The sequence below is a fragment of the Blautia coccoides genome, assembly GCF_034355335.1.
Lineage (GTDB): Bacteria > Bacillota > Clostridia > Lachnospirales > Lachnospiraceae > Blautia > Blautia producta.
Genome location: NZ_CP136422.1, coordinates 3,005,617 through 3,032,085, shown reverse-complemented (window position 1 = coordinate 3,032,085; position 26,469 = coordinate 3,005,617). Strand labels below are relative to the sequence as shown.

The 26,469-nt window shown below is 47.4% G+C and carries 16 protein-coding genes and 1 other annotated feature; of the genes, 6 read left to right on the top strand and 10 right to left on the bottom strand.

Going from position 1 to position 26,469, the window contains the following annotated elements:
- Nucleotides 1–89 precede the first annotated feature (89 nt).
- The 3 genes from leuS to BLCOC_RS13410 all read right to left on the bottom strand — a co-directional run bounded on the left by leuS (nt 90) and on the right by BLCOC_RS13410 (nt 6,728).
- Nucleotides 90–2,504: a leucine--tRNA ligase gene (gene leuS / locus BLCOC_RS13420; RefSeq protein WP_115622464.1), complete on the bottom strand. Its 2,415-nt coding sequence runs from the start codon at nt 2,502–2,504 to the stop codon at nt 90–92.
- A 93-nt stretch (nt 2,505–2,597) separates the two neighbouring features.
- Nucleotides 2,598–2,827 (bottom strand) — a binding site (T-box leader).
- A 91-nt stretch (nt 2,828–2,918) separates the two neighbouring features.
- Entirely contained in the window at nt 2,919–4,511 is a 1,593-nt protein-coding gene (locus tag BLCOC_RS13415) for a CvpA family protein (RefSeq protein ID WP_115622463.1), read from the bottom strand.
- A gap of 126 nt (nt 4,512–4,637) precedes the next feature.
- Nucleotides 4,638–6,728 carry an elongation factor G gene (locus BLCOC_RS13410; protein WP_029469162.1) on the bottom strand — a complete coding sequence of 697 codons (2,091 nt, stop codon included), beginning with the start codon at nt 6,726–6,728 and terminating at the stop codon, nt 4,638–4,640.
- Nucleotides 6,729–6,996: 268 nt separating this feature from the next.
- Here BLCOC_RS13410 and BLCOC_RS13405 point away from each other — a divergent pair, with 268 nt between their 5' ends.
- The 4 genes from BLCOC_RS13405 (at nt 6,997) to BLCOC_RS13390 (ending at nt 11,936) form a co-directional block, all read left to right on the top strand.
- Nucleotides 6,997–8,094 carry a prephenate dehydrogenase gene (locus tag BLCOC_RS13405; RefSeq protein WP_018594046.1) on the top strand — a complete coding sequence of 366 codons (1,098 nt, stop codon included), beginning with the start codon at nt 6,997–6,999 and terminating at the stop codon, nt 8,092–8,094.
- Nucleotides 8,095–8,103: 9 nt separating this feature from the next.
- Nucleotides 8,104–9,375 (top strand): 3-phosphoshikimate 1-carboxyvinyltransferase, encoded by a 1,272-nt coding sequence (gene aroA, locus BLCOC_RS13400; protein ID WP_115622462.1) that lies wholly within the window; start codon nt 8,104–8,106, stop codon nt 9,373–9,375.
- A 25-nt stretch (nt 9,376–9,400) separates the two neighbouring features.
- Nucleotides 9,401–9,967, top strand: a complete 567-nt coding sequence (gene dhaS, locus BLCOC_RS13395) for a dihydroxyacetone kinase transcriptional activator DhaS (RefSeq protein WP_029469163.1) — start codon at nt 9,401–9,403, stop codon at nt 9,965–9,967.
- A gap of 199 nt (nt 9,968–10,166) precedes the next feature.
- A complete protein-coding gene (locus BLCOC_RS13390; protein ID WP_115622461.1) occupies nt 10,167–11,936 on the top strand; it encodes an oleate hydratase in 1,770 nt (589 codons plus the stop codon).
- A gap of 47 nt (nt 11,937–11,983) precedes the next feature.
- Here BLCOC_RS13390 and BLCOC_RS13385 read toward each other — a convergent pair whose 3' ends face one another.
- From BLCOC_RS13385 to BLCOC_RS13365, 5 genes are all read right to left on the bottom strand, one after another.
- Entirely contained in the window at nt 11,984–14,023 is a 2,040-nt protein-coding gene (locus BLCOC_RS13385; protein ID WP_115622460.1) for an ABC transporter permease, read from the bottom strand.
- Nucleotides 14,007–14,774, bottom strand: a complete 768-nt coding sequence (locus BLCOC_RS13380; protein WP_115622459.1) for an ABC transporter ATP-binding protein — start codon at nt 14,772–14,774, stop codon at nt 14,007–14,009. Before BLCOC_RS13380 ends, BLCOC_RS13385 begins: the two co-directional genes overlap by 17 nt.
- 86 nt (nt 14,775–14,860) lie before the next feature.
- On the bottom strand, nt 14,861–15,868 hold the full coding sequence (locus tag BLCOC_RS13375) for a sensor histidine kinase (RefSeq protein ID WP_165907224.1): 1,008 nt from the start codon (nt 15,866–15,868) through the stop codon (nt 14,861–14,863).
- Nucleotides 15,869–15,881: 13 nt separating this feature from the next.
- Nucleotides 15,882–16,550, bottom strand: coding sequence for a response regulator transcription factor (locus tag BLCOC_RS13370; RefSeq protein ID WP_115622457.1), 669 nt, complete (start codon nt 16,548–16,550; stop codon nt 15,882–15,884).
- A gap of 92 nt (nt 16,551–16,642) precedes the next feature.
- Nucleotides 16,643–19,813, bottom strand: coding sequence for a PAS domain-containing hybrid sensor histidine kinase/response regulator (locus BLCOC_RS13365; protein ID WP_115622456.1), 3,171 nt, complete (start codon nt 19,811–19,813; stop codon nt 16,643–16,645).
- A gap of 244 nt (nt 19,814–20,057) precedes the next feature.
- Here BLCOC_RS13365 and BLCOC_RS13360 point away from each other — a divergent pair, with 244 nt between their 5' ends.
- Together BLCOC_RS13360 and BLCOC_RS13355 are read left to right on the top strand one after the other, a co-directional pair.
- On the top strand, nt 20,058–20,924 hold the full coding sequence (locus tag BLCOC_RS13360; RefSeq protein ID WP_018594055.1) for an RNA polymerase sigma factor: 867 nt from the start codon (nt 20,058–20,060) through the stop codon (nt 20,922–20,924).
- Nucleotides 20,925–21,611: a DUF2461 domain-containing protein gene (locus tag BLCOC_RS13355; RefSeq protein WP_115622455.1), complete on the top strand. Its 687-nt coding sequence runs from the start codon at nt 20,925–20,927 to the stop codon at nt 21,609–21,611.
- A gap of 110 nt (nt 21,612–21,721) precedes the next feature.
- Here the strand turns inward: BLCOC_RS13355 and BLCOC_RS13350 are convergent, their stop codons facing one another.
- A complete protein-coding gene (locus BLCOC_RS13350; protein WP_115622454.1) occupies nt 21,722–25,072 on the bottom strand; it encodes a response regulator in 3,351 nt (1,116 codons plus the stop codon).
- The gene (locus tag BLCOC_RS13345; protein ID WP_115622453.1) at nt 25,069–26,346 is read right to left on the bottom strand and encodes an ABC transporter substrate-binding protein; all 1,278 of its coding nucleotides are present in this window, start codon (nt 26,344–26,346) and stop codon (nt 25,069–25,071) included. The genes BLCOC_RS13350 and BLCOC_RS13345 overlap by 4 nt, the downstream gene beginning before the upstream one ends.
- Nucleotides 26,347–26,469 lie beyond the last annotated feature (123 nt).

Below are 26,469 nucleotides of genomic sequence, written 5' to 3'. Positions count from 1 at the left end.
CCAAAAGAATCCTGCCAAATAGGCTTTTTATGATATAAAAAACGGGACGGCCCGGAATCACTTCCGGCCGTCCCAAATCATGAAACGCTTTATTTTTGCACTATATTGATTATCTTTCGAGGAACATAGATCTCTTTTACAATGGTTCCAGTCAGTTTATCTGCAATTGCCTCTTTTCCTGCGACGATAGCCTCCTCCTTGGATGCCTCCGCGCTGATGCTGATGACAGCTCTCGTCTTGCCGTTGATCTGAACCGGCACTTCGATCTCATCATCCTTCATGGCCTCCTCATCTGCTTTTGGCCATTCGGTATGGAATACGGAATCTCCATGTCCGTATGCCTCCCATATCTCCTCTGTCAGATGGGGCGCAAAAGGCGCCAGCAGCTTAACGAAGGTTTCTATGGTCTCTTTGTCAATGCCGCCTGTCTTCTTGGCAAGCTCGATGAGTTTATTGTTGTATTCCATGAATCCGGAGATAACCGTATTCAGGCTGAAGCTCTCCAGACGCTGGGTAATGTCGAAGACAAGCTTATGGCGAAGCTTCACCATCTCTTTTGTCTCAGATACCCCTGCCTCCAGACTGTCCATAGCCAGCTTCCAGAAACGGTTCAGGAAACGGTACACACCGTCAATACCTCTGTCATCCCACTCTGCATCCAGTTCCGGCGGGCCTACGAACAGTTCGTAGAGTCGCAGGGAGTCACAGCCGTAATCTCTTACCAGATCATCCGGAGAAACCACATTTCCTTTTGATTTGCTCATCTTAATACCGTTCTTTCCGGTGATCATACCCTGGTTGAACAGCTTCTGAAACGGCTCATCAAAGTCAATGGCCCCGATATCATATAAAAACTTGGTATAGAAACGGGAGTACAGAAGATGGAGAACCGCATGCTCTACTCCGCCGATATACATATCCACCGGCAGATATTTATCTGCTTTTTCTTTTGAAACAAGGGCTTCGTCATTTTTATTATCCACGTAACGGAGGAAATACCAGGAGGAGCCTGCCCACTGAGGCATGGTATTCGTCTCACGCTTTGCCGCTGCTTTGCAGACCGGACAGGTGGTATTGACCCACTCGTCAATGGCCGCAAGGGGTGATTCACCGGTACCTGTAGGCTCATAGGATTCCACCTCCGGCAGTGTCAGGGGAAGCTGGTCTTCCGGAACCGGAACATTGCCACAGTGCGGGCAGTGGATAATGGGGATCGGCTCTCCCCAGTAACGCTGACGGGAGAAGACCCAGTCACGCAGTTTATAATTGACGGTTTTCTTGCCGATACCCATTTTTTCGATCATGACCGGCGCTTCTTTTTTCAGGACAGAGGACTCCATGCCGTTCCATTCCCCGGAATTGATCATGGTTCCGCTTGCCTCTGTGTAGGCCTCTGTCATATTCTCAATCTCTTTTCCGTCTTTGGCGATAACCTGGATGATCGGAATATTGAATTTTACAGCGAACTCAAAGTCACGGTCATCATGGGCAGGCACGCACATAATGGCACCTGTGCCGTAGTCAGCCAGTACATAGTCGGACAGCCAGATGGGAACCTTCGCTCCGTTTAACGGATTGACAGCGTAAGTTCCTGTGAACACGCCTGTCTTTTCCTTGTCCTGGAGACGGTCTACATTGGACTTCATGGAAGCATCATAGATATACTTCTCCACAGCCTCCTTTGTCTCCGGTGTTGCCAGAGAAGCGGCCAGCTTATGCTCCGGTGCCAGTACCATAAAGGTTGCGCCGTGAAGGGTATCCGGTCTAGTGGTGTAGACCGTGATCTTCTCATCTCTTCCCTCAACTGGGAAATCCACCTCAGCTCCGTAGGACTTTCCGATCCAGTCAGACTGCATCTTTTTCACTTTCTCCGGCCAGTCCAGCTTGTCCAGATCACTTAACAGACGGTCTGCGTATTTTGTGATGCGGAGCATCCACTGGCGCAGGTTCTTCTTGGTCACAGTGGAACCGCAGCGCTCACAGCATCCGTTTACTACTTCCTCGTTGGCAAGACCAGTCTTACAGGAAGGACACCAGTTGATGGGGAACTCCTTCTCATACGCAAGACCCTCTTTGAACATTTTTACGAAAATCCACTGTGTCCATTTGTAGAAGCCCGGGTCTGTAGTGTTGACTTCTCTGTCCCAGTCATAAATGGCTGCAATATCATTGATCTGTTTTTTGATATTTGCCACATTCTGTGCTGTGGATTTTGCGGGATGAACCCCCATCTTGATAGCGTAGTTCTCAGCCGGAAGGCCGAAGGCATCCCATCCCATAGGGTGGATCAGATAATAACCCTGCATCATCTTATAGCGGCTCCACACATCAGAGATCACATAACCTCTCCAATGGCCTACGTGAAGACCGTTTCCTGACGGATACGGAAACATATCCAGACAGTAGTATTTTGGCTTTTGGCCGTCATCTGTGTTCACCGGTTTTTCTTCCCAGTTTTTTCTCCATTTCTGTTCGATCGCCTTATGATTATAAGGTACTGCCATAATTTCATTCCTCCTGGTTTTCATTTCTCAATACCCCGCCGGGCACCTTCTGAATATATGCATAAGCATAGAAAAAGCCCTTTAGTCACTATATTTAGAGACGAAAGGGCTTATTTTTCCGTGGTACCACTCTAATTCATCCGCAATGCCGGATGCACTCATTCAGGTTCTGTAACGGGAACTCCCGCCCGCACCTACCTGCATACGGCTATCAGTACGGGGACTCCGAGGCCAGTTCAAAAGCTTCTCTATACTGCCTCACACCAGCCGGCAGCTCTCTGGAATAGAGGATGCTCTTTACTACTCCTCTTCACAGTCTCTTCAATATTGGCTATTTGTTCATAGACTACCTGTTATTCTACCGATATCGCCAGATTTTGTCAAGACTCTAAGTTGTTTCTTCCCAAAAAAATCCTATTCCTGCAGGGAAATCACCGTGCAGACCGGCTCACCCTCGGTATATTCAATGGTAAGGGTATCTCCCACGTCATATTTTACGATCTCCGGATACTCTGTGACCGGTATGTCAAATACCAGATCCTTGTTCTCCAGCACCACATAGAAGTGGGAATTCCCGTCAATGACTGCCTGTGCCACACGCTTGATCTTACCGGATACGGTCTCCATCGTAAGCTCTCCGCCTTCGGAGGAAATGCCATTTGCTGACAGCAGCTTCACATAGGCCTTCTCACATTCTGCCACAGTATCTCCGATGGCCACATTCTGATACTTTTGTATATTGACCATGGCGTATTTTTTCACCAGGCCCGCGCCGTCCTTCAGCGCCATAAAATATGTTGGCTCTCCGGAAATGTTCAAAAGCAGAGGGAAGGCTGCCGTGTATTTTAAGTTCTGTACCTGCCCTTCTGCCGATTCCATAGCGGAATACTCCTCAGCACCGGCACAGGAATAATATCTTGTCTCCATGGTACGCTGGTTCATCAGGACAAATCCCACGTTGGAACGGTCGCCGCTGACAGAGGTGATGCCTGTGTATACCCATACGTCATCCTCCAGTGCCAGATAATTATAGCCGTCTGTTGTCTTAAGACAGCCCTTCTGTCCCAGAATACTGTTGAAGAATCCGTTTTTCAGCATTCCGTGATAATTGTAGAGCTGGATCAGAAGATCTGCCGGATAGGCACGGTCTACCCACTGGGGACAGTCCTCTATCTTGTATTCTTCTGTTTCGCCTGTGACAGCGTTGCAGAGAACCACCTTTCCGATGGTCTGGCCGCCAAAAAGACCGATGTTAAACTTCTTAACAGGACAGATCCAATAGGGAACTCCCTCGTCGTTGATCTCAAAGCTCAACTGGTCAAACATGTAGGTTGGATAATTGAACCGCAGATGCCTGTAGATATTTCTGTTGAAATATTCGGATTCGGAATATCTAATCCCTTTTTCCAGCTTCACAAGCTCTGTATTCTGTGTTGCCATGTCAATCCGGATATAGGCCGGAATTCCTTCCTTCTGGTTTGTCAGCCACTTAATGGGACTGGCATAGACAAGAGGCGTCACTCTGTAAGGCTGTCCCTGATAGTTGATCTGTGAATAGATGTTGCTGACCTCAAACTGGGAAACCATATCCACCATGCTTCCCATCTTTCTGTTTCCCAGAAGCTCCGCGGAATCTTTATCAAGAAGAGGAATCTGATTGTAGCTGATCTCCTCAATATCTTCTGTAAAATCCCTTTCTTCAGGTGTTGCAAGCTGCTGATACTTGTTGGCGTTAATGATAGGGGAAGAAAGAAGGCTTCCGATGGCATACACAACAACGATGGCTGCGATCACCAGAATTCCGCCTTTCATGACTTTATTCTCTTTCACATCCCCCAAACTGTGGAAGCGTTTTCTGATTCCGTACACTGCCAAGATCACCACTACAATAGCTGCCAGGAAGAACCAGAAACCACTCTCGTGGATATTAATGGCCGGCAGCGTAAAATAGTAATAGAGGAATGCCAGGATCACCACAGCAAAACCTGCTGCAATTTTTTTCTTCATACTTTTACCAAATCCTTTCTGTCTGTTTAGGGTACAGTTTACCATGAGAAAAGACGGGTTACAAGTTTTTTCATAAAAAAGCCCCGGAAAACCGAATTGATCGGTCTCCGGGGTAAAAATATCTGATTATTCATTCTCTTCCGCACTTGCGCGGGCTGCAATCTCTTTTTCCTGGATATCGGAAGGAGCCTGCTCGTAGCGTGAGAACTCAAAGGAGAAGTTTCCGCTTCCGCCTGTCATGGAGCGCAGATCTGTAGAATATCCGTAGATAGAAAGCATAGGTACATCTGCTTCCACTACCGTGCATCCTTTATGGTCAGGATCCGGATTCATGCCCAACACACGGCCGCGGCGTTTGTTCAGGTCGCCCATAACATCGCCGGTATATTTGTCAGGAACCATTACTTTCATGGAGACGATCGGCTCCAGCAGAACCGGAGAAGCTTCCATGAAGCCCTTCTTAAATGCCTGGACAGCCGCTGTCTTAAATGCCATCTCGGAGGAGTCTACCGGATGGTAGGAGCCATCGTAGAGCACTGCCTTCACACCTACTACCGGATAGGCAGCCAGAGGTCCTTTCACCACAGAATCCTGAACACCCTTTTCCACTGCCGGGAAGTAGTTCTTAGGAACCGCGCCGCCCACTACGATCTGCTCGAATACGTAGGGCTTCTCCAGATCACCTGACGGCTCAAAGGTCATCTTAACATGACCGTACTGTCCATGTCCACCGGACTGTTTCTTATATTTGGCCTCCACGTCCGCTTTTTTGCGGATGGTCTCACGGAACGGAACCTTTGGTTTTGAAAGTTCAATATCTACTTTGTAGCGCTCTTTTAACTTGCTCACCACAATGTCAAGATGCTGTTCACCGATACCATAGATCAGTGTCTGACGGTTGGCGGAATCATTCTCCACACGCAGTGTCAGATCTTCCTGCATCATCTTGGACAGTGCCTGGGAAACTTTGTCGTCATCGCCCTTGTTCACGGTCTTATATCGTTTGTATGTATACGGAACGGAAATCTCGGTCTTGCCGAATACAAGTGGTGTGCTCTTAGTGGACAGAGTATCGCCTGTGGCTACGGTGTTCAGTTTGGCAATGGCACCGATATCGCCGGCATGAAGCTCCGGCACTTCGATGGGTTTGGAGCCTTCCAGCACATACAGTTTATTTAATTTTTCCTCGGAATCTTTTGTTGCGTTATATAAAGTGTCATCACCTTTGATAACGCCGGAACAAACCTTGACCAGAGAATATTTGCCCAAAAACGGGTCAACGATGGTCTTAAACACATATGCGGATTTGGCTTTGGCGAAATCATAATTGGCCTGATAGATCTCATTTGTCTTGGCATTCATGCCGGCACATGTTTTCTGGTCCGGGCTTGGGAAATAGCCGCAGATATCATCCAACAGGTTGGCAACACCCTGAACATTCACAGTAGAGCCCATACATACGGGAATGATGCTGCCGTCTGAGATGTTCATCTTAAGAGCCGCGGAAACTTCTGCCACGGAGAACTCTTCTCCCGCAAAGTAACGGTCCATAAACTCTTCACTGATCTCTGCTACGGACTCCATCAGGATGTCATGGTACTGCTCCAGATATTCCTGCAGATAATCGGGAACCGGGCATTCCTTCTTCTGGCCTCTGTCGATGTATCTTCTTCCGGCTTGTTTTACAATATTGACATAGCCTACGAATTCTTCATTTTCACGGATCGGCATATGGATCGGCGCAATTTTCTTTCCGTACAGCTCAGTCAGGCTTTCCACTACTTTCCTGTAGCTTACATTGTCCACATCCATCTCGGTCACAAAGAACATGCGGGGCAGATTGTACTTTTCACACATCTCCCAGGCTTTCTGTGTTCCCACCTGTACCCCTGATTTTCCTGAAACCACAATGATCGCTGCATCGGCCGCTGCTACTGCTTCCTCCACTTCCCCTACAAAGTCGAAATAGCCCGGGGTGTCCAGTACATTGATTTTTACTTTTCCCCATTGAATCGGAACCACAGATGTCGAAATTGAGAATTTTCTTTTGATCTCCTCTTTATCATAATCACTTACCGTGTTACCATCTGTTACCTTTCCCAAGCGGTTCGTAATACCTGACAAGTAAGCCATTGCCTCCACCAGACTTGTCTTTCCGGCACCGCCATGACCGAGCAGGACCACATTTCTAATTCTGTCGCTTCTGAAAACGTCCATATGTAATACCTCCCAATTTTTGATATGTATATATTTTACTAAAAAGGAAGCAACAATTCAAGTATTTTATTCAAATTAGACAAGAAATTTTTCTTTTTTATTGGTCAAAATTACGTTTTATCGCTTTAAAGTGCAAAATCGTTGACAATTGGCGCTCCTTGTCATAAAATAATACTGTTTGGCGGACATAAGATCCGCCGTTTATTACAGCAAAAGCTTCTGATACAGACTTTTTTGCTGTCACAAAAAGAAGAAGGAGCATATTTCAATGGAAACAACTACGATTGGCTTTATTGGTCTCGGTTTGATCGGCGGCTCCATAGCCAAAGCCATCCGGAAATTTCATCCGGAATACCAGATCCTCGCTTATAACCGGACCAGGGACACTTTAGAGGACGCCGTCTTTGACGGTATTGTGGATATTGCCTGTGATGAGCATGATTCCAAATTTGCCCTCTGTGATTTTATTTTCCTATGCGCCACCGTGGACTATAATATAGAATGTCTTCCCTGGCTGAAACAGATCATAAGGCCCGGCTGCATTCTGACAGATGTGGGAAGTGTAAAGGGAGAGATACACAGAGAGATCACCGCTCTCTCCATGGCCCCTAATTTCATCGGCGGTCATCCTATGGCAGGCAGTGAAAAGACCGGTTATGAACATTCCACGGACCATCTGATTGAAAATGCTTACTATATCCTGACACCCTCAGAGGAAGTAGGGCTTGATAAGATAGGAGTTTACACAGAGCTTGTAACCTCCATCGGTGCCCTGCCCATGATACTTACCTGGGAGGAGCACGACTACATTACCGCTGCCGTAAGCCATCTTCCCCACGTGGTTGCAGCCGCCCTTGTGAATCTGGTCAACAAGCTGGATTCCCCCTCACAGCATATGAAATCCATTGCCGCCGGCGGTTTTAAGGATATTACCAGGATTGCCTCCTCTTCCCCTTACATGTGGCAGCAGATCTGTATGGAAAACCCGGAGAATATTTCCCAGGTCCTGGATGAATTCATCCGCCTGATCGTACAGGCAAAATACCTGGTGGACCAGCGCGACGGGGACGGTCTTTATCAGATGTTCTCAGATTCCAGAGAGTACAGGGATTCCATCAGCGACACCTCCAGCGGCCCCATCAAAAAGGAGTATGCCCTCTACTGCGATATCATTGACGAGACAGGTGCCATTGCCACCATTGCCACCATACTGTCCATGAACAATATCAGCATAAAAAACATCGGCATTATCCACAACCGGGAGTTCGATGAGGGCGTACTGAAAATAGACTTCTATGATCAGACAGCCCAGCAGGAAGCAGCAGAACAGCTTGGAAAGCGGAACTACATCATATATGAACGTTAGGAGCCATTCATGAAATTCAAAAAAATAAATGCCCTGAGAGGCGAAGTTACCATTCCCGGAGATAAATCAATCTCCCACCGTGCAGTTATGCTGGGAGCCATCTCCGAAGGCACCACCCGGATCACAAATTTTTTGAGAGGCGCCGACTGTCTCTCCACCATTGCGTGCTTCAGGAAAATGGGAATTGACATTGAGGAGTCCCCGGATCAGATCCTGGTGCACGGAAAAGGCCTGCACGGCCTTCAGGCGCCTGCGGACATTCTGGACGCGGGCAACAGCGGAACCACTACAAGACTCATATCCGGTATCCTGGCAGGACAGTCCTTTGAAAGTACCCTGACCGGAGATGCTTCCATTCAGAAGCGCCCTATGAAACGGATCATCACTCCTCTCACCATGATGGGAGCTGATGTGGAAAGCCTTTCAGGTGACGGCTGTGCTCCCCTGAGGATCCGCGGCAGTCATCTGAAAGGGATCGACTATCACTCCCCTGTGGCATCCGCCCAGGTGAAGTCCTGCATTTTGCTGGCCGGGCTGTACACGGACAGCGTAACCAGTGTCACAGAGCCTTATGTCTCCAGGGACCACTCAGAGCGTATGCTGTCAAGCTTCGGTGCTGCCCTTAAGACAGACGGCTGTACTGTGTCCATACAGCCGGAGCCGCGGCTTATGGGGCAGGAAGTAGCTGTACCGGGAGATATCTCCTCTGCTGCTTATTTTATCGCCGCTGCCCTTTTAGTTCCCGGCTCCGAACTGCTGATCAAAAATGTGGGCATCAATCCCACAAGAGACGGTATTCTCCGCATATGCCGCCGAATGGGTGCTGACATTACAATCCTGAACCGAAGGGAACACGGCAGGGAGCCTGTGGCTGATCTGCTGGTGAAACACAGTCCCCTGAAGGGAACCGTCATTGAAGGGGCCGTCATTCCCACACTCATCGACGAACTTCCCATCCTGGCCGTAATGGCAGCCTTCGCCGAAGGCAGCACTGTCATCCGGGACGCACAGGAGCTTAAAGTCAAGGAATCCAACCGGCTTGATATCCTGGTACATCATTTAAGCGCAATGGGTGCCGACATCACAGGCACAGAGGACGGTATGGTGATAAACGGAGGCAGACCACTGCACGGTGCTGTACTAGAAAGCCACCTGGATCACAGGATCGCCATGTCCTTCGCCGTGGCCGGCATTGCCGCACAGGGCGAGACAGAGATACTGCAGGCAGACTGTGTGGACATCTCCTACCCTGGCTTTTACAGGGATTTACTGAAGAGATAACTGCTGCTGCGGAAAGGAGCGGAATATGTCGCAGACCACAAAACGGGCACTGGCCCAGTCTCTGAAACATCTGATGGAACAAAAACCCCTGGAAAAGATAACGGTGGTGGATATCTCGGAAGACTGCGGTGTGAACCGGCAGACCTTTTACTATCACTTCCAGGATATTTATGATCTGATCGAATGGATCTACATCAACGAGGCGGAAAAGAGACTGGGGGAAAAGACCACTTATGACACCTGGCAGGAGGGATTTCTCCAGATCCTCTCTTACATTTTAAGCAACCGGAATTTTGTCAAAAACACATACCACTCTGTCAGCCGGGAATATCTGGAGCATTTTCTCTTTCAGCAGATGTACCGCCTCCTGCTGGGCGTCATTGAAGAAAAATCAGAGGGTATGTCTGTCCGTGACACAGACAAACAGTTTATTGCCAATTTTTATAAGTACGCTTTTGTGGGTCTGATCTGTGAATGGATTGAAAGCGGCATGAAGGAAAAACCGGAAGCCATGACAGACCGTCTGAGTCTTCTTGTGCACGGCACCATTACCGGGGCATTGGAACGTTTTCGGACAGATAAAAGGCATTGAGCAGGCGTTTTACGCTTACCCATGAGAAGCCTTCTGCCGGAAACACAAGTGCCCCCATATCTTTTTATACATTTTACGCGCAGTGTCTAAACTTTTGACACTGCGCGTTTTCTGTGTATAGCAATCTTTTCTCTCCCCGTTTATAGTAAAGACAGATAAAAAAGCAAATAATGATTCCTATAGACAAGGAGGTATTCATATGTATTACAGCAATGGCAATTATGAAGCATTCGCACGTCCCGTAAAACCCGAAGGTGTTGACCGCAAATCCGCATATCTGGTAGGTTCCGGTCTGGCTTCCCTGGCAGCCGCCTGTTTCCTGGTGAGAGACGGGCAGATGAAAGGGGAACATATCCACATTCTGGAGGAGCTGTCCCTGCCCGGCGGTGCCTGTGACGGCATAAAGGATGCACAGAAGGGCTTTATCATCCGGGGCGGTCGTGAGATGGAGGATCATTTTGAATGTCTCTGGGATCTCTTCCGCTCCATCCCCTCTCTGGAGGTGGAAGACGCCTCAGTCCTGGACGAATTTTACTGGCTGAATAAAAAAGACCCCAATTACTCTCTCATGCGTGTGACAGAGAACAGAGGCCAGGATGCCCACACGGATAATAAATTCGCTCTCAGCGACAAAGCCGCTATGGAGATCATGCAGCTCTTCTTCACAAAGGATGAGGATCTGTATGACAAAAAGATAAACGACGTCTTCACAGAGGAATTTTTCAGATCCAATTTCTGGCTCTACTGGAGAACCATGTTCGCCTTTGAGGATTGGCACAGCGCTCTGGAGATGAAGCTTTATATCCAGCGTTTCATCCATCACATCGGCGGACTCCCGGATCTGTCTGCGCTTAAGTTCACAAAATATAACCAGTACGAGTCCCTGATCCTTCCAATGGTGAAGTACCTGGAGGCCCACGGCGTCCAGTTCCAGTATGACACCAGAGTCACCAATGTGATTTTTGATATCACACCCAAGAAAAAAGCTGCCCGGAAGATCATGATGATCCACAATGGTCAGGAGGAATGTATCGATCTTCTGGATGACGATCTTGTCTTTGTCACCAACGGAAGCTGTACGGAGAACTCCAGTCTGGGAGATGATGAACACGCGCCTGTGTTCAACGACACTCCCGGCGGGTGCTGGGAGCTGTGGAAAAATATTGCGGCACAGGACCCTTCCTTCGGAAATCCTGACAAATTCTGCAGTGAGACGGATAAAACCACCTGGGAATCCGCTACCGTTACCACCTTGGATGACAGGATTCCGCCCTATATCCAAAAAGTCTGTAAAAGAGATCCTTTCAGCGGAAAAGTAGTTACCGGCGGTATTGTGACCTGCAAAGATTCCTCCTGGCTGATGAGCTACACCCTGAACCGCCAGCCCCACTTTAAGGAGCAGCCCAAAGACCAGCTTGTAGTCTGGGTGTACGGCCTGTTCACGGATGTCCCCGGAGACTATGTGAAAAAGCCGATGCGTGAGTGCACAGGACGTGAGATCACAGAGGAATGGCTGTATCATCTGGGTGTTCCCGTGGAGGAAATCCCGGATATGGCCGCTCATTCCGCCCGGTGCATCCCCTGTATGATGCCTTATATCACTGCATTTTTCATGCCCAGGACTGCAGGCGACAGACCCAAAGTGGTACCTGATTCCTGTGTGAACTTCGCATTTATCGGTCAGTTCGCAGATACGGTCCGGGACACGGTATTCACCACAGAATACTCTGTCAGAACCGCTATGGAGGCTGTTTATACCCTCCTCCAAGTGGACCGCGGTGTTCCTGAAGTCTATGCCTCCTGTTACGATATCCGCGCCCTTTTGGATGCCACCTCAAAAATGCTGGACGGCAAGAAAGCCATTGACATGAAAGTGCCCTGGATCATGAAACTGGTTGAGAAACAGGCTCTGCGGAAAATCTCCGGGACCCTGATCGAAGATCTTCTGAAAGAATATAAGGTAATCTGATACAGAGACTAGGAGGCAGGTGATGGATCACCTGCCTCCTAAATTTTCTAATCTCTGTCCAATTTTAATATATTTTTTGTATTGTTATACGTAATAAAGAAATAAGAACCATACACCAATATAAACATAACAGACGCAAACAATACATTCTGGGCGATCACATCTGCAGGAACATTTCCCAGCTCCGTGTACATGACACGGATTCCCACAACAGAGTAGAGAAGTCCCAGCACAAGGGGCACACCGAAATATACCAGAATCTGAGTCCGCAGTGTTTTTCTCATGGACGATTCTTTGGCTCCCAGCCTTTTCAGGGTTTCATAACGGGCTGTATTGTCAATGGCATTGGCTGTCTGCTGCAGTGCCAGAACCGCGCAGGCACATATCAGAAAAATAATGCCGAGATACACGGCAATATAGGAAAGCGTCATGCTGGTGGATGTGATCTCTGTGATGATCAGTCTCTTTGTAGCAATGCGAAGTCCTGTATCATTCAGTTCCATCCAGGCATCCATAAAAGCCTCTTCCATCTGCTCTGAATTTTCCGTATACATGCAGTTTAAAAGGGAACGAAAAGATTCCAATCCCTCTGCCGCCTCATCGGGCACGATCAGAGTTCCCATGTCTGAAAGCACATTTACATTCTGATAAGGCATCTGATAGACACCATTTTTCATAAGAGAGAGGGAATGTCCGTTGATCTCTATGGGCGCCTCCCCATGCTCCGCATAATACTCATATGCCTTACTGATCTCAGATACATCACAGTTGATTAAAAATTCCTGTCCATCCATGTTTATAGGTTCAAGGCCTTGCTGCCTGCGCAGATCATTGAACGCGGAAATCTTCATCACATAAAGCGGCTGATCCATATTTTTGTATCTGTCCTTCAAAAGCTTTTCTTTCCCCGGTGTTCCCGGAAGGAAAAAGCTGCTGATAGAGATGTCAGACTGCTCATACAGATCCACTTCCACAGTGCTGGATGTCAGTTTTTCAAGGGGAAATCCAAGCTGTTCCAGCTTATCCTTGACAGATATCTCCTGCCCCGAATTTTCACGATAGCTTTCTATCACTGCATCTGCAGATGTCATTTTAGAAAGTCCTTTGGACACGGAAACACTTATTCCCAGTCCTACAGAAATAGTGGTAAATGACAGAAACAGAAGAAGGCAGATCACGGACAGCACTTTGTTGGTGGAATTGATCTTGCTGCTCACCTGATGGATGGAGAACATATTCAAATCCTTGTAATACAGCCTCTTCTTTTTGTGCAGCAAAAACAAAAAGATCCCTGCTACCGAGCGGAAGAATAAAAAGGTTCCGATAAAAAGCACCACCACACTGGCAGAGATATACTTCATATTGAATCCGTCTATGACAGAGATAACGGAGCTTACCGCCATACAGATCACAGAGGCTGTCAGCATGAAGAATTTCTCGGCCAGCTTCTCATCCGGAGCCTCCTCATTTTTCTTATCTGCGTAGAGGAATTCTACCAGACTGTGCTTTGCCAGCATTTTTTTATTTCTCCAATTCATAAAAAAGAAGATCAGAGAGTAAAACACAAGGCATTCCACCACAGCCAGAGGAGAGATGACAAACCTGTACTGTGCCCCTTCTATCTGTAAAAATTTTATGGTGATAAGGGATAGTCCCTGGGAGAGAAAAATCCCCAGCAGTATCCCCCATATAAGAGACAGCCCGCCTATGATCACGGTCTCCTTTACCAGCATCCTGGATATATCCTTCTGTCTCATCCCAAGAGTGATATATATTCCCAGCTCTTTTTTTCTTCTGCGCATCAGGAATTTATTGGCATAGACCACCAAAAAACCTAAGATCAGACTGATAAACACGGAGACGCTTGCCATCATACCCGAAGAAAAGGCCAGGTAGCTTCCTCTGTCCGACATATTCAGCATGGAAAACTGTGCGCCGATAGAATTAAACGTATAGAGCATGGAAACGCTGAACAGAAGCGTGATAAAGTATATGAGATAATGGCGCATATTCTTTTTTACATTATTCCTTGCCAGCCTTTGGAACATAACATCCGATACGTTGTTCTTCTCAGATAACATTGCCATGGTCACCTCCCAGGAATGTCACCACATCGATTATCCTTTCAAAGAACTGCTTTCTGCTGTCATTCCCTCTTGTTATCTGATTAAAAATCTTTCCGTCCTTGATAAACAGGATCCGTTTGCAGTAGCTGGCTGTAAACGCATCATGGGTAACCATTAAAATAGTGGCTTCCAGTTCCTCATTCAGCTTTCTGAAATTTTCCAGCAGCATGCCGGAGGACTTGGAATCCAGAGCGCCTGTCGGCTCATCTGCCAGTATCAGGGACGGATTTGTTATGACTGCTCTTGCGCAGGCTATACGCTGCTTCTGTCCCCCTGATATTTCATAGGGGTATTTTTCAAGTATATCGCTGATCCCAAGAATATCCGCTATGGATGCAACCCTGGCCTCTATCTTTCGGGGCTTTTCCCCAAGAATAGCCAGCGCCAGCGCAATGTTATCGTGGGCGTTAAGGGTATCCAGAAGATTAAAGTCCTGAAAAACGAATCCCAACTGTTCTCTTCTGAAGGCGGAGAGCTGTTCTTCTTTCAGCTTTGTGATCTCCTTTCCTCCCACATAGAGCTTACCCGCGGTAACGTTGTCTATGGTGGCAATGCAGTTTAACAGGGTGGATTTTCCGCTGCCGGAAGCTCCCATGATCCCCACATAATCACCTTTTTCCACCTCAAAGCTGATGTTGTCTACCGCCTTGGTAATACTGCCTTTATTTTTATAATATTTTTGAATATTTTCTGCTTTTAATATTGTCTGCATATCTGTACCTCCTTACTCTACACCTATGATACTTTAGTTTTTCCGGGACATCCACAGATATGTCTAACATTTATATTACATTTTTGTTATGTTTCCTTTGGCCCACAGTTTGGAAAACCAATGCAGATACTGGTCCCACGGCCCTGTTGTGAATCAATGGCAAGGCTCAGACCCATTTTAAGACAAAGCTGTCTGCACAGATACAGTCCCATGCCTGTGGCATTTGAGGTTTTTCTGATATTCTCTCCCGTATACCCCCGGTCGAAGACTCTGGGCAGATCCCTGGCGGCAATACCTATGCCGTTGTCCTCCACATATAAAAAAGTCTCTCCCTCCTTCTGCCGCACGTAAAAGCGGAGTTTGGCATCAGGGCCGCAGTATTTTACTGCGTTTTGTATGAGCTGTCCCAGGATAAAGGAAAGCCATTTTTCATCCGTCATCACAGTGCACTCTTGGACCTCTATGGAGGGCATAACCTTGTGGCTGATAAGGTCTCTGGCAAAACGCTTTACCGTCTGCCGGATCACCGGCTCCAGATTTGTCCATTCCAGGTGATAATCCTCCTCCACGTTCTCACTCCTGGCATAATAGAGGACCTGTTCCACATAATTGTCAATCCTGTCCAGCTCCTCCTCCAGACTCAGAGTCACTTCATTTTTGTGGTTTTCAATCAGCAGTTTGGAGGAGGCAATGGGAAGCTTTACCTCATGCACCCAGGATTCAATGTAATTTTTGTATACCCTGAATTCCATTTCCTGCTTAATGGCCTGGTCATTCATGTCCTTTTCCATTTGCCTTAAAATGGAGTGGCATATCTTTCCCTCCAAAAAAGACGGCCTTTCCACCGTTTCAGATAAATATCTTTTTTCATCCAAATCTTCAAATACCTGTAACAGGGATTCATAATATTCCTTTTTCCTGCTGTGATCCAGATACAGGCACAAGAAAAACACAAAGAAAAACGGCAGCTCACACATAAGGATCACAGGCAGCTCTGCGGAGAGTACCAGAAGAAACATACCGGTCGCGATACCTGTCCCTGTAAATAGGATACACTCCATGCTCTTATCTCTCAGATATTGGGAAAACTTCATGCTCCATACTCCTTTACACTTGATAGCCATGCCCTCTTCTGGTAACCAAAAAATCAGTAACCCCCATATTCTCCAGTTTCTTTCGGATTCTGTTAATGTTCACCGTAAGGGTGCTGTCCTCCACAAACTCGTCCTGTTCCCACAGGGCTTTGATGATTTCATTCCTGGGGATTACATTCCCCTTATTTTCCATGAGGATCCGCATGATACCCAGCTCGTTTTTAGTAAGGTCAGCCTGTTTGCCGTCATACTCTATACGGGATTTCAAAATATCCAGGACAACACCTTTGTGGGTCAGACGCAGATCAGGCTTTTGCTGGCCGCCCCAGCGTTTGAGAAGTCTCTCCATACGTGCAAGAAGCACATGGATGTTATAAGGCTTTGTAATAAAATCATCTGCTCCCACATGGAACCCGAACACTTCATCCATATTGGTATCCCGGCTTGTGACAATGAGGATAGGCACCTGGGAGGACTGCCGCACTTCTCTGCAGATGCTGAAGCCGTCACAGCCCGGAAGATTTATGTCAAGAAGGACCAGATCTGGCTCCGCATCCAGGATCTCTTTTGCCATATGCTCAAAATTTTCAGAGCTGACACAGCTATATCCGTTTTTTTCAAGAACTGCCATAAGCTCCCTGCAAAGCTTCCGTTCATCTTCCACCACAAATATCTTATCCATGTAATTCCTCCTTACAGTCCCGCCTTCCCGGACAAGGGGCAGGCTCTCTCTTTGAGCCTGCCCCTTGGACAGAAGTATTATTCCGCGCTCATTCAGTCTTCCTTTCTGAAAATAAAGTCATACAAGGTCTGAAACAGTCTTGCCGGATCTATGGGCTTTGCCAGGTGAGCGTTCATCCCTGCCGCCTTACTTTTTTCAATATCATCATCAAAGGCATTCGCAGTCATGGCAATGATCGGAATAGTCTTCGCGTCTAAATTGCTGAGATGACGGATGTTGGTAGCCGTTGTCAGTCCATCCATGAGAGGCATACGGATATCCATCAATACAGCATCGTAATATCCCTCCTCTGATTTGCTGAACAGCTCCAGGGCACGCAGACCGTTCTCCGCAGTCTCCACAGTAAAGCCTTTCCCCTCCAAAAGCATAACCGCGATTTCCGTATTCAGAGGATGATCCTCTGCCAAAAGCACACGTTTCCCTGTGAAATCATAGTCCATTTCCGCATCTTTTTTCTTTTCCTTTTCCTCTTCCTTTTTACCAAGGGCTTTGGAAAAGGCGAATATGAGGGAGGACTTAAACATAGGCTTGCTGATCAGCAGATTGACACCGGCCATCTTTGCCTCATGCTCAATGGAACTCCAATCATATGCTGTCACAATAATGATCGTCACCTCAGCCCCCACAATGCTGCGGATGCGCCGTGCAGTCTCTATGCCGTCCATCTCCGGCATCTTCCAGTCGATCAGTATCATATCAAAATATTTTCCGTTGTTCCACAGATTCCGTACCCGGGTTACGGCTTTTGGACCGCTGTCCACCCACTCTGCAGATATTCCCATCTCTTTCAGGGTGACCATGGCACTCTCACAGACAGCCACGTCATCATCCACAACCAATGTCTTGAGATTTGAAAAATTATAATTCTGTTTTTTCTGGCTGTGATGCAGCTTTTCCTCCTCTGTGATGCCAAGCTTCACATCCACAGTGAACTCAGAACCGATTCCTTTGATAGAGCGCACAATAATGCGCCCGTCCATCATGTCCACAATGTTTTTGGAAATGGCAAGCCCAAGGCCGGTACCTCCGTAGAGGGCTGTAGTACCTGTGCTCTCCTGGGAAAAAGGTTCAAATATATGAGGAATAAACTCCTCATTCATGCCTACACCGGTATCATTGATGACAAACCGGAGAACCGCATCATTTTTTGTTCTGCGCATCTGGGCAACAGAAAAATTTACTTTGCCGCCCTCACGGGTGAATTTAATGGCATTGGACAAAATGTTGATGAGCACCTGCTGCAGCTTCATGGCATCCCCCATGTAGTAATCATCCAGCACGGGGTCCACAATACACTCGTAATCCACACACTTTGACGCGGCCTGGGCATTGCAGATAGAATTGACCCCATTTAAAAATTCTTCCATGGGGATCTTTTCATTCTTCAGCAGCATCTTGCCGCTCTCGATCCTGCTCATATCCAGAATATCGTTGATCAGTGACAAAAGAAAGCGCGATGAGATTCCTATCTTGGCAATACAGTCTGCCACCTGCTCATCGTCTCCTATGGACTGGGCCGCTATGGCACTCATACCGATAATGGCATTCATAGGCGTACGGATTTCATGGCTCATACGGGAAAGAAAATCTGACTTTGCCGCGTTTGCCTGCTCTGCCGCCACCAGAGCTGCTGCCATTTCTTCCTTCTGGCGCTGCTCCTGACGGACCACATCTGTCACATCCGTTCTTGCCAGGCAGGCCCGTCCCAGTTCCCGATCTATGTAGAAGACCTCGCAGCGCTTGACCCGCGGCTCCTTGGCCTCATTTTTCATCTCTACAATAAAGGAATAGGATTCACATTCCTCCAGCCGTTCCTCCATATAACTGTATTCCAGGTACTTCAGATACGATTCACGGGCTGCTCCCTCCATTGTGCTCTCTGCTATCTCCCTGACCTCCTTTTGGAAGTGCCCGCTCTTTGGCAGGATTCCGTATGCATCTTCGTCAAAGGATATCAGTTGATAGGTATCGCGGCGGATATCAATGTCAGCGATAAACTCAAAGCCAAGATCCGTTATCTTTTTTAAGATCTGTTCCTGGGTTTTCTGCTCCGTCACATCAAATGTATAGAAGAAAACCATAATATCACCGGTCTGGGGATTCTGCTGGAAACGAAAGTTGGTATTACTCCAGAACACACTTCCGTCTTTTCTCCTTCTCAAAAATTCAAACCTGTGATCCACTTTTCCTGCACTGTAATCCGCTAATACCTTCTCCCTGTCTAGGGCACTGCTGATCTTTTCTCCATACTGCCAGTCCACAGCGGACTGGGACATATTCCGCACCGTCTCCTCATAGGTGGCTCCCACATGGGTTATGGCGTCGTCAAGGGCAGATACGTAGCTCTCCACGCAGTTTTTCGTCACGTTCATCCGGCCGCGGAAATTTTTCTCGGAAGAGGACAGCTCCGCAAAGTAAGCCATCTCTTTTTCAAATAATTCCCTGGATTTCTCCTGGATCTGCTTTTCCTCAGTGACATCCACAAAAACACAATAAAAATACTGTTCTCCTGATTTTTCAGTAAAGAGCTGGGCCTTTATGGAAATCCATTTGACGGAACCATCCCTGCAGACCAGCCGGTTTTGGTTATGTATGGTATTGCCGTACTTTAACTGCTCCTTCAGTTTCTCCGTCATGACTGCCAGGTCTTCCGGATAGATAACAGAAGACATCTTATTGCCCATGGCGGCGAACTCCTCTCTGGTGTATCCCAGAAATTCAAAAAGGCCGTCATTCGCTTCAATGACGGAAAAGGAGTCATCAAATCTACAGCAAAATACAGCTCCAGGAATATTGTTATAGATATGTAGCTGCTCCTCCTGGCCACTCTTGGTATCTAAAAGGCAAATGCTTTTGATCCGCCACCCTTCGCTCTGCAGCGCCAGGGTGAAATGCACCCGCATCTGCCAGGCGTACGTCTCGTTTTTTAAATCCACCCTGCAGGAAAGGCTTATGATCTCTTCGCTCAGAGGCTGTTCATCGATAACAGAAACTTCCGGATAAAATGCATCCCTTATATTATGTATGTCCTTACAGAAATAATCCACCACCTTCTGTTTTCCACACGCATATTCCCTGTCTCCTGCCCCTGCAAAGCGTACATCACTGTCCAGAAATTCTGCAGCCAGCTCCGGTTTCCTAAGCATAAAACAGGTATTGCAGAATTCTTTGACAGCACGCCCGGCATCCATTGTCTTTCCCATTCGTTCAATCCTCTCATTACAGCAGCATTCCCGCTGTTTCTCTTTTTTGCCTGTTCATTTTATCTTAACACTTATCGAAAATAATGTAAACTACGCATAGCCCTTCAACAGACTATTTTCTTTCACGATCTTCCATTGCTTTTTGGGGTCCCATCTTTTATGATGTAAATGATCAGCGCCTCAGCGCATTTTATGTGTCACAAACATGTAAATTTCCTGTCTAACTTAATAGGAGGTAATTATAATGAATATAAAAAATAACGAAGAACTGACCGTACTGATTGAGAAGGCAACTGCCGGTCACGAAAAATCCCTGGAAACCATTATTTTAAGCGTACAGGATCTGGTGTTCAATCTGTCTCTCCGGATGCTGGGAAGTTTCCCCGACGCTGAGGACGCCACCCAGGAAATACTCCTGAAGCTCATCACTCATCTCTCCTCCTTCCGAAGAGAGAGTTCATTTACCACATGGGTTTTCAGCATTGCGTCCAACCATCTGAAAAACTATAAAAAAAGTATGTTTTCCCGTCATCCGCTCAGTTTTGAATTCTACGGATATGACATTGAACATGGCAAAGCCCTGGATATCCCGGATCCGGCTCAGGACATAGAAAAGGCCGTGCTGGCTGAGGAGCTGAAACTGTCATGCACCAATGTCATGCTCCAGTGTCTCGACACTGAGAGCCGCTGTATTTTCATTCTGGGCACTATGTTTAGGGCAGACAGCCGTATTGCAGGGGAAATTCTAGGTATCAGCCCGGAGGCATACCGGCAGAGGCTCAGACGTGTGCGTAAGAAAATGGCTGATTTCCTGGAAGAATACTGCGGAGAATATGGCCGTGGAACATGCCGATGCAAAAACAGGGTCAGCTATGCCATTCAAAACCACCGAATCGATCCGTCAAAAACAGAATATACCTCTTATGCAGAAATCCCACCGGATACACTTATGGAGGTTAAAAATGCCATGGAGGATATAGACGGACTGTCAGGGAGTTTTCAGTTCTGTAAAGCCTACAGGACCCCTGACCATACAAAACGCTTTATTCAGGATTTCTTAAAATCCACGCAGATATCCACCATTATAAATAACGAAACGGAGAATGTATAGATGAATACAGAACGAATATTGACTTATCTTACCGATCTGGAACAAAATAACTGCCGGGAATGGTATCACGCCCACAAGGAGGAATACAAAGCCGCCGGCGCGGAGTTTGAAGAACTGATCAGAGAACTGATCCTCAGGATCGGCTCCACTGACACCAGTATCCTCCACAATGAACCGAAGGATCTGACCTTCAGACTTACAAGGGACACCCGTTTCAGCCATGATAAATCCCCCTATAACCCTGCGTTCCGGGCACATATTGCCCCTATGGGAAAGCTGCCTGTACCTGTAGGGTATTATCTCATGATAAAACCGGGAGGAAGCTCCTTTTTAGGCGGCGGACTGTTCGCGGATATGTTCAAAGAGGCCACTTCTATGATAAGAGAGTACATAGCGGATCACCCGGAACAATGGGAAGCCCTCATCACGGATCGGGACTTTACTAAATATTTTACCGTCAGCGGAACTTCCCTTAAAAATGTTCCCGCCGGCTACGACAAGACACATCCCCAGGCTGAATATCTAAAATATAAGAGCTGGTACCTGGAATATCCGGTAAGTGATGAACTCATCAGATCTGCAGATGATTTTCTGGATCTGGCGGAGGATGTATTTACGAAGATGCAGCCCTTTAACCGCTTTTTAAACACTGCATTGGAGGGATTCCAAATGCCCAGGAAACCTTGAGTTTATAAGATTCCCATAAAGGAAAGCCCCATATCCGTAAACCGGATACCGGGCTTTCCATTTCCACGTAACTCGCAGATAATAAACCGCCAATGACTGTACACGGCAATTTAAGATTCTGCTCCCAGGAACTGATACAACAATTTATCCAGCGCATTGATATCTATGGGCTTTGGAAAATGCGCATCCATTCCTGCATGCACAGCGGCCTGGGCATCCTCAGCGAGGGCATTGGCTGTCATGGCTATAATGGGTATTTTCTTCACATCCCTCCGGTCCATTCTTCGGATCGCTTTCGCAGCTTCATACCCATCCATACGCGGCATCTGAATATCCATCAGGATCATATCATAATACCCTTCCCGGGAATCCATAACCATCTTCACAGCTTCCACACCGTCACAGGCTTCCTCTATTTCTGCCCCTGACTCGCCGATCAGTTCCCGGGCTATCTCCCTGTTGATCTCATTGTCTTCCACAAGAAGGATCCGTTTATCCGAATAATCCATTCTGTCAGAAGGACGTCTTATCTCTTCCTGTACGGTTTTGCCGCTCAGCTCACCCAGGAGATTACAGAACTTAGCATGATAGAATGGTTTTGCCAGGAATGCTGTTACACCCGCGGCCTTTGCTTCACTTTCTATCTCTGACCAGTCGTAGGCAGTCAGCACGATCACCGGCGTATCTGCCCCTATGACCTTTCGGATGCGGCGTGTCACTTCTACGCCGTCCATATCCGGCATCTTCCAATCCACGATCACCAGACCAAAGGGATCCGCGTCTTTCTCTGCCTGTAGGACATTTTTAACTGCTGTTCTCCCATCTGTGACAAACTCAGCCCGAAGGCCCATGTCGTCCAGAAGTTCTGCCGCGTTTTCGCAGATCTTCCTGTCATCATCGACCATGAGGCAGCGTACCCCCAGCCACTCATGAGGCACTTCATCTCCCCCGGTATCCTGCAGTTTTAAGGGGAAGGTCACTGTAAATTCAGAACCTGCTCCGGGTGTACTTTCCACCTGGATGCTGCCGTTCATCAGATCAACCACATTTTTTGTGATAGCCATGCCCAGACCAGTTCCAGTAACTTTGCTCTTTGTGGAATCCTGGGCGCGTTCAAAGGGCTGAAAGAGCCGTTCGATAAACGCCTCGCTCATGCCGATCCCCGTGTCCCTGCAGCAAAACACATAGTTCAGATATCCCTTCCGGCCTCCTGCTTTCTGCGTCACAGATACCCGGATACTTCCCCCTGCGGAAGTATATTTTATGGCATTGCTCATAATATTAATACACACCTGCTGAACACGCAGAGGGTCTCCAATGACTTTTTCGTTTTTCAGCCCGGCAAGGCTGACCTCCAGATTCAGTCTTCCTGCATCTGCCTGAGGCTTCAAAAGCTCTGTCAGATCAGAAATAAGCTCCGCGAAATTAAACGGCTCATATCTCAGGGAGAGCTTGCCGCTCTCGATCATTGACATATCCAGCACATCGTTGATCAGACTGAGAAGATGTTTGCTGGAAAGACCGATTTTTTTCAGACATTCAGACACCCTGTCCCTGTCGTTGATATGGGCCGCAGCTATGGCCGCCATTCCTACAATGGCATTCATAGGTGTACGGATATCATGGCTCATATTAGACAAAAACCGGCTCTTGGCGCTGCTGGCGGCCATGGCATTATCAAGGGCACTCTGAAGTGCCTGGCGCTGCTGCTCCTCCTCGTGGCGCTGTTCATCAATACGGCGGGAAATGAGGATTGCCAACCTATCCTCTGAATAGGGATTATCCACATGGATGATCTGCGTGGAGGTCCAGTGATAAATATTATCCGTAAGCTTCTGCTTTGCTTCCAGGAATATCTCTTTTTTCTCCTCCAGTATCTCCCTGATGTTATCAAGGGCAAACCGCTCCATATAATCCTCCATATTGTCTCCATGGATGGTATGGCGCATGTCTTCAAAAAGCTCACTGTATGTTTTCTGTCTTCCTATGCCCAGCATTAGATCCGGATCGATATAGATAAAACCCAGAGTATCTTTTGTAAGATTGATGCTGATGATCACAGGATATGCATTAGAAATTGCTCCTACCAAGGTGAGGCGCTCCTGCAGTTTTGCCCGCTCTTCTGCCTCTGCCCTTGCCTTTTCTTCTGTCACATCGCGGAAGGCAGCGATCAAAACCGGAGAATCATTTTCATCCAAGGTTTTCTCCACAATTCCGGCTGCCCAGAAATAACTGCCGTCCCTTTTCATCACCCTGTTTTCAAAAACATGCTTGTTATCCCTGTCCGGTTTCTCTTCCGAGATCCGCATTACCTGTTCCAGTTCATCCGGATGGATAATGTCATGAAGGCTGATACCCTTTGGCGCATCATTGGACGCACTTTCAGGATAGGACAAAAGGCGCAGCCCTTCCCGGTTGAGCTGAAGCAGATGATACGGCTGTTCCACTGTCATAAGGGCAACCCCCTCGGGTATGGCGTTATATAGGTGGCCGATGTAATTCGCCTGGCTTCTCAGTCTTTTATTGACTTTGTTCACATAGTACAGATAGAAAGCCACCAACAGGAAAATACCAGCCAGTATACTCACGATCAACGCCATGGAACGCATCAGGATCACATTTGTCTGCGCGTTCACCACACGCTTCGGTATGATAGAGATCAGATACCAGTCTGTATCCAGCTTCAGAGGTGTATAGCTGAATACCGTATCCTCACCCTGATAATAAAAGACCGCCCATCCCGTGCGCAGTTCCTTCAGAGACTGCCTGAAGCTGGTTATGCCGACCTCCTCATTTCTGGTCAAAGGCAGCATATCGAACAAATTCTGCACGGTCTTATTGCTGTTTGGGTGAGGGGAACGTATAAGTACATTTCCCTTTGTATTTACAACATAGGAAAATCCCGCATTGTTGTAAAAGGACAGGCTGAAGCTGTCCACAATACTCTCCACCTCATACTGCTTAATGAGATATCCTGTGGTCCCATCTTTAAGCTCTGTCCTGACAAAAAGATCAAAGACATTGACGCCGGTGGCACTGCTGATATGGGGATCCAGTATGCCGGAATCCTTGTCTATATTCTTAAGTGCATCCTCCACGCCCTTATCCTTCTGTGATGCCTCCGGGATACAGGTGCCGTCCGACAGATAGAGATACACACCGTCTTCTATATCACTGTAATTTTCTATCAGTCTGCCCAGCTCTTTTTTCTGTTCTTTTGTAAATCCCTCCGCATAACCGGCTACGGTATCCATAGATTCAAAATTTTTACGTAGCTGCACTTTAAGAGTGCTGCATCCCTGCCGGGTACTTTCCATGATCGTATTGATGGATTGTTCCCAGAGCTGTTTTCTGACCCCCTGCACAAAAAGAAAGGTAAAGAGGAAAAGGACGCTCCCTACGATCACTGCAGCCAAGGCTGTCTTTCTCTTTATGCCGGAAGTTTCTTTATTCTGACTCACCGCATACCCCTTTCCTTTTTATTTTCTTCATCCAGCCATTCCATTGCAGAATCCAGTTTCTCACCGGAAAGCAGTTTAACTGAAACCTCTTTTGTCCATTCCCATATGGGAAGTTCCAGCAGGCCGTCCGTTCCGATCACAGTTCTTCCTGACTGGTAACAGGATACCAACGGTTGGATTTCCTGGACAGAAGAAGGGCTTCCGTTGTTCAGAGGATTAAAGGAAGACTGCTGGTCCGCGAATTTCTGGACGTTATCAGGTCTGGTGAAGTATTCCACGAATTTTAATGATGCTGCCATGTGTTCACTGTCAGCGTTTACACTCAGCCTGGTATCTGCATTGATGACCAAAAGGGAACCGTCTTCCAGCACCGGATACGGAACCACCTCAAACTCAAGATCCGGCACCATACTCTTTACCCTTCCCGCAGCCCAGGCTCCGGTCAGCATAAAAGGGGACTCTCCCCTGGCAAATTCATCTAAATCATCTGAGGTCTTATTCGTTTTTAATGTGTCCGCGGCGCTGACATATCCCTTTTCGATAAACTCCTCAGCCAGAGAAAAACCGGGGTACAGATATTTGCTCAGCATTTCTTGTCCCTCATTGAGCTGTGCAAACACTTCCCTCTGACTATCCTCCTGATATGTATAATAGAACCCTTTTCCGATTGCCAATGTTTTCAGCGAAATATCATTATTGGCTATCACAGGGGTGATTCCCTCTTCTACAAAATGCTCACAGATCTGTTCCCACTGGGCCAGGTTCTCGGGAATCTCCTGCTCATGATCTCTCAGCAGTGTCTGATTGCAATACAGACCAAAGGCGGACACTGTGGTGGGCACCCAGTAAATATCCCCCTGATCCTCCATCTGACTCAGCATGGTATCTGTATAGTCCGTAATAATATCCAACTCTGAAAGCTCCGCCAGTTTCCCCTCTTCTTCCAGTTCCAGCACAATATCGTGATTCACCATAAAGACATCATCACCTTTACCGGCATCCATTCTCTTACGGAGAGCCTCGAAATATTCATTTCCCTTCAGGCTCTCATAGGACACACGAATATCCGGATTCTCATCCATGAATCCGGATATTATCTCTTCGATCACAGTGACATTTTCAGGTTCGTATTTGTTGCCGAAAAAGGTTATGGAAGTGATATCCTCCGGCAGATCCTGATAGTTTGTCACTGTATTCCTCTCACCGCATCCCACAAGCGTACAGCTACCCATCAAAGTCACTGCCAGTAGCAGCGGCTGTTTTCTTTTTTTCATCTTGTCGGTACTCCTCTGCCCCATATACCCTGTATATGCACGGCAATTTTCAAGTTTCTGCAAACCTTGTTCACACTCGTTCTATCTTAACATAAGAAGAAGGAATGTGCAATCGCGGCTCTG

What these genes read in the sequence shown, in the direction of transcription:
- leuS (WP_115622464.1), bottom strand. Translation starts at nt 2,504, where the DNA reads ATGGCAGTACCTTATAATCATAAGGCGATCGAACAGAAATGGAGAAAA.
- BLCOC_RS13415 (WP_115622463.1), bottom strand. Translation starts at nt 4,511, where the DNA reads ATGAAGAAAAAAATTGCAGCAGGTTTTGCTGTGGTGATCCTGGCATTC.
- BLCOC_RS13410 (WP_029469162.1), bottom strand. Translation starts at nt 6,728, where the DNA reads ATGGACGTTTTCAGAAGCGACAGAATTAGAAATGTGGTCCTGCTCGGT.
- BLCOC_RS13405 (WP_018594046.1), top strand. Translation starts at nt 6,997, where the DNA reads ATGGAAACAACTACGATTGGCTTTATTGGTCTCGGTTTGATCGGCGGC.
- aroA (WP_115622462.1), top strand. Translation starts at nt 8,104, where the DNA reads ATGAAATTCAAAAAAATAAATGCCCTGAGAGGCGAAGTTACCATTCCC.
- dhaS (WP_029469163.1), top strand. Translation starts at nt 9,401, where the DNA reads ATGTCGCAGACCACAAAACGGGCACTGGCCCAGTCTCTGAAACATCTG.
- BLCOC_RS13390 (WP_115622461.1), top strand. Translation starts at nt 10,167, where the DNA reads ATGTATTACAGCAATGGCAATTATGAAGCATTCGCACGTCCCGTAAAA.
- BLCOC_RS13385 (WP_115622460.1), bottom strand. Translation starts at nt 14,023, where the DNA reads ATGGCAATGTTATCTGAGAAGAACAACGTATCGGATGTTATGTTCCAA.
- BLCOC_RS13380 (WP_115622459.1), bottom strand. Translation starts at nt 14,774, where the DNA reads ATGCAGACAATATTAAAAGCAGAAAATATTCAAAAATATTATAAAAAT.
- BLCOC_RS13375 (WP_165907224.1), bottom strand. Translation starts at nt 15,868, where the DNA reads ATGAAGTTTTCCCAATATCTGAGAGATAAGAGCATGGAGTGTATCCTA.
- BLCOC_RS13370 (WP_115622457.1), bottom strand. Translation starts at nt 16,550, where the DNA reads ATGGATAAGATATTTGTGGTGGAAGATGAACGGAAGCTTTGCAGGGAG.
- BLCOC_RS13365 (WP_115622456.1), bottom strand. Translation starts at nt 19,813, where the DNA reads ATGGGAAAGACAATGGATGCCGGGCGTGCTGTCAAAGAATTCTGCAAT.
- BLCOC_RS13360 (WP_018594055.1), top strand. Translation starts at nt 20,058, where the DNA reads ATGAATATAAAAAATAACGAAGAACTGACCGTACTGATTGAGAAGGCA.
- BLCOC_RS13355 (WP_115622455.1), top strand. Translation starts at nt 20,925, where the DNA reads ATGAATACAGAACGAATATTGACTTATCTTACCGATCTGGAACAAAAT.
- BLCOC_RS13345 (WP_115622453.1), bottom strand. Translation starts at nt 26,346, where the DNA reads ATGAAAAAAAGAAAACAGCCGCTGCTACTGGCAGTGACTTTGATGGGT.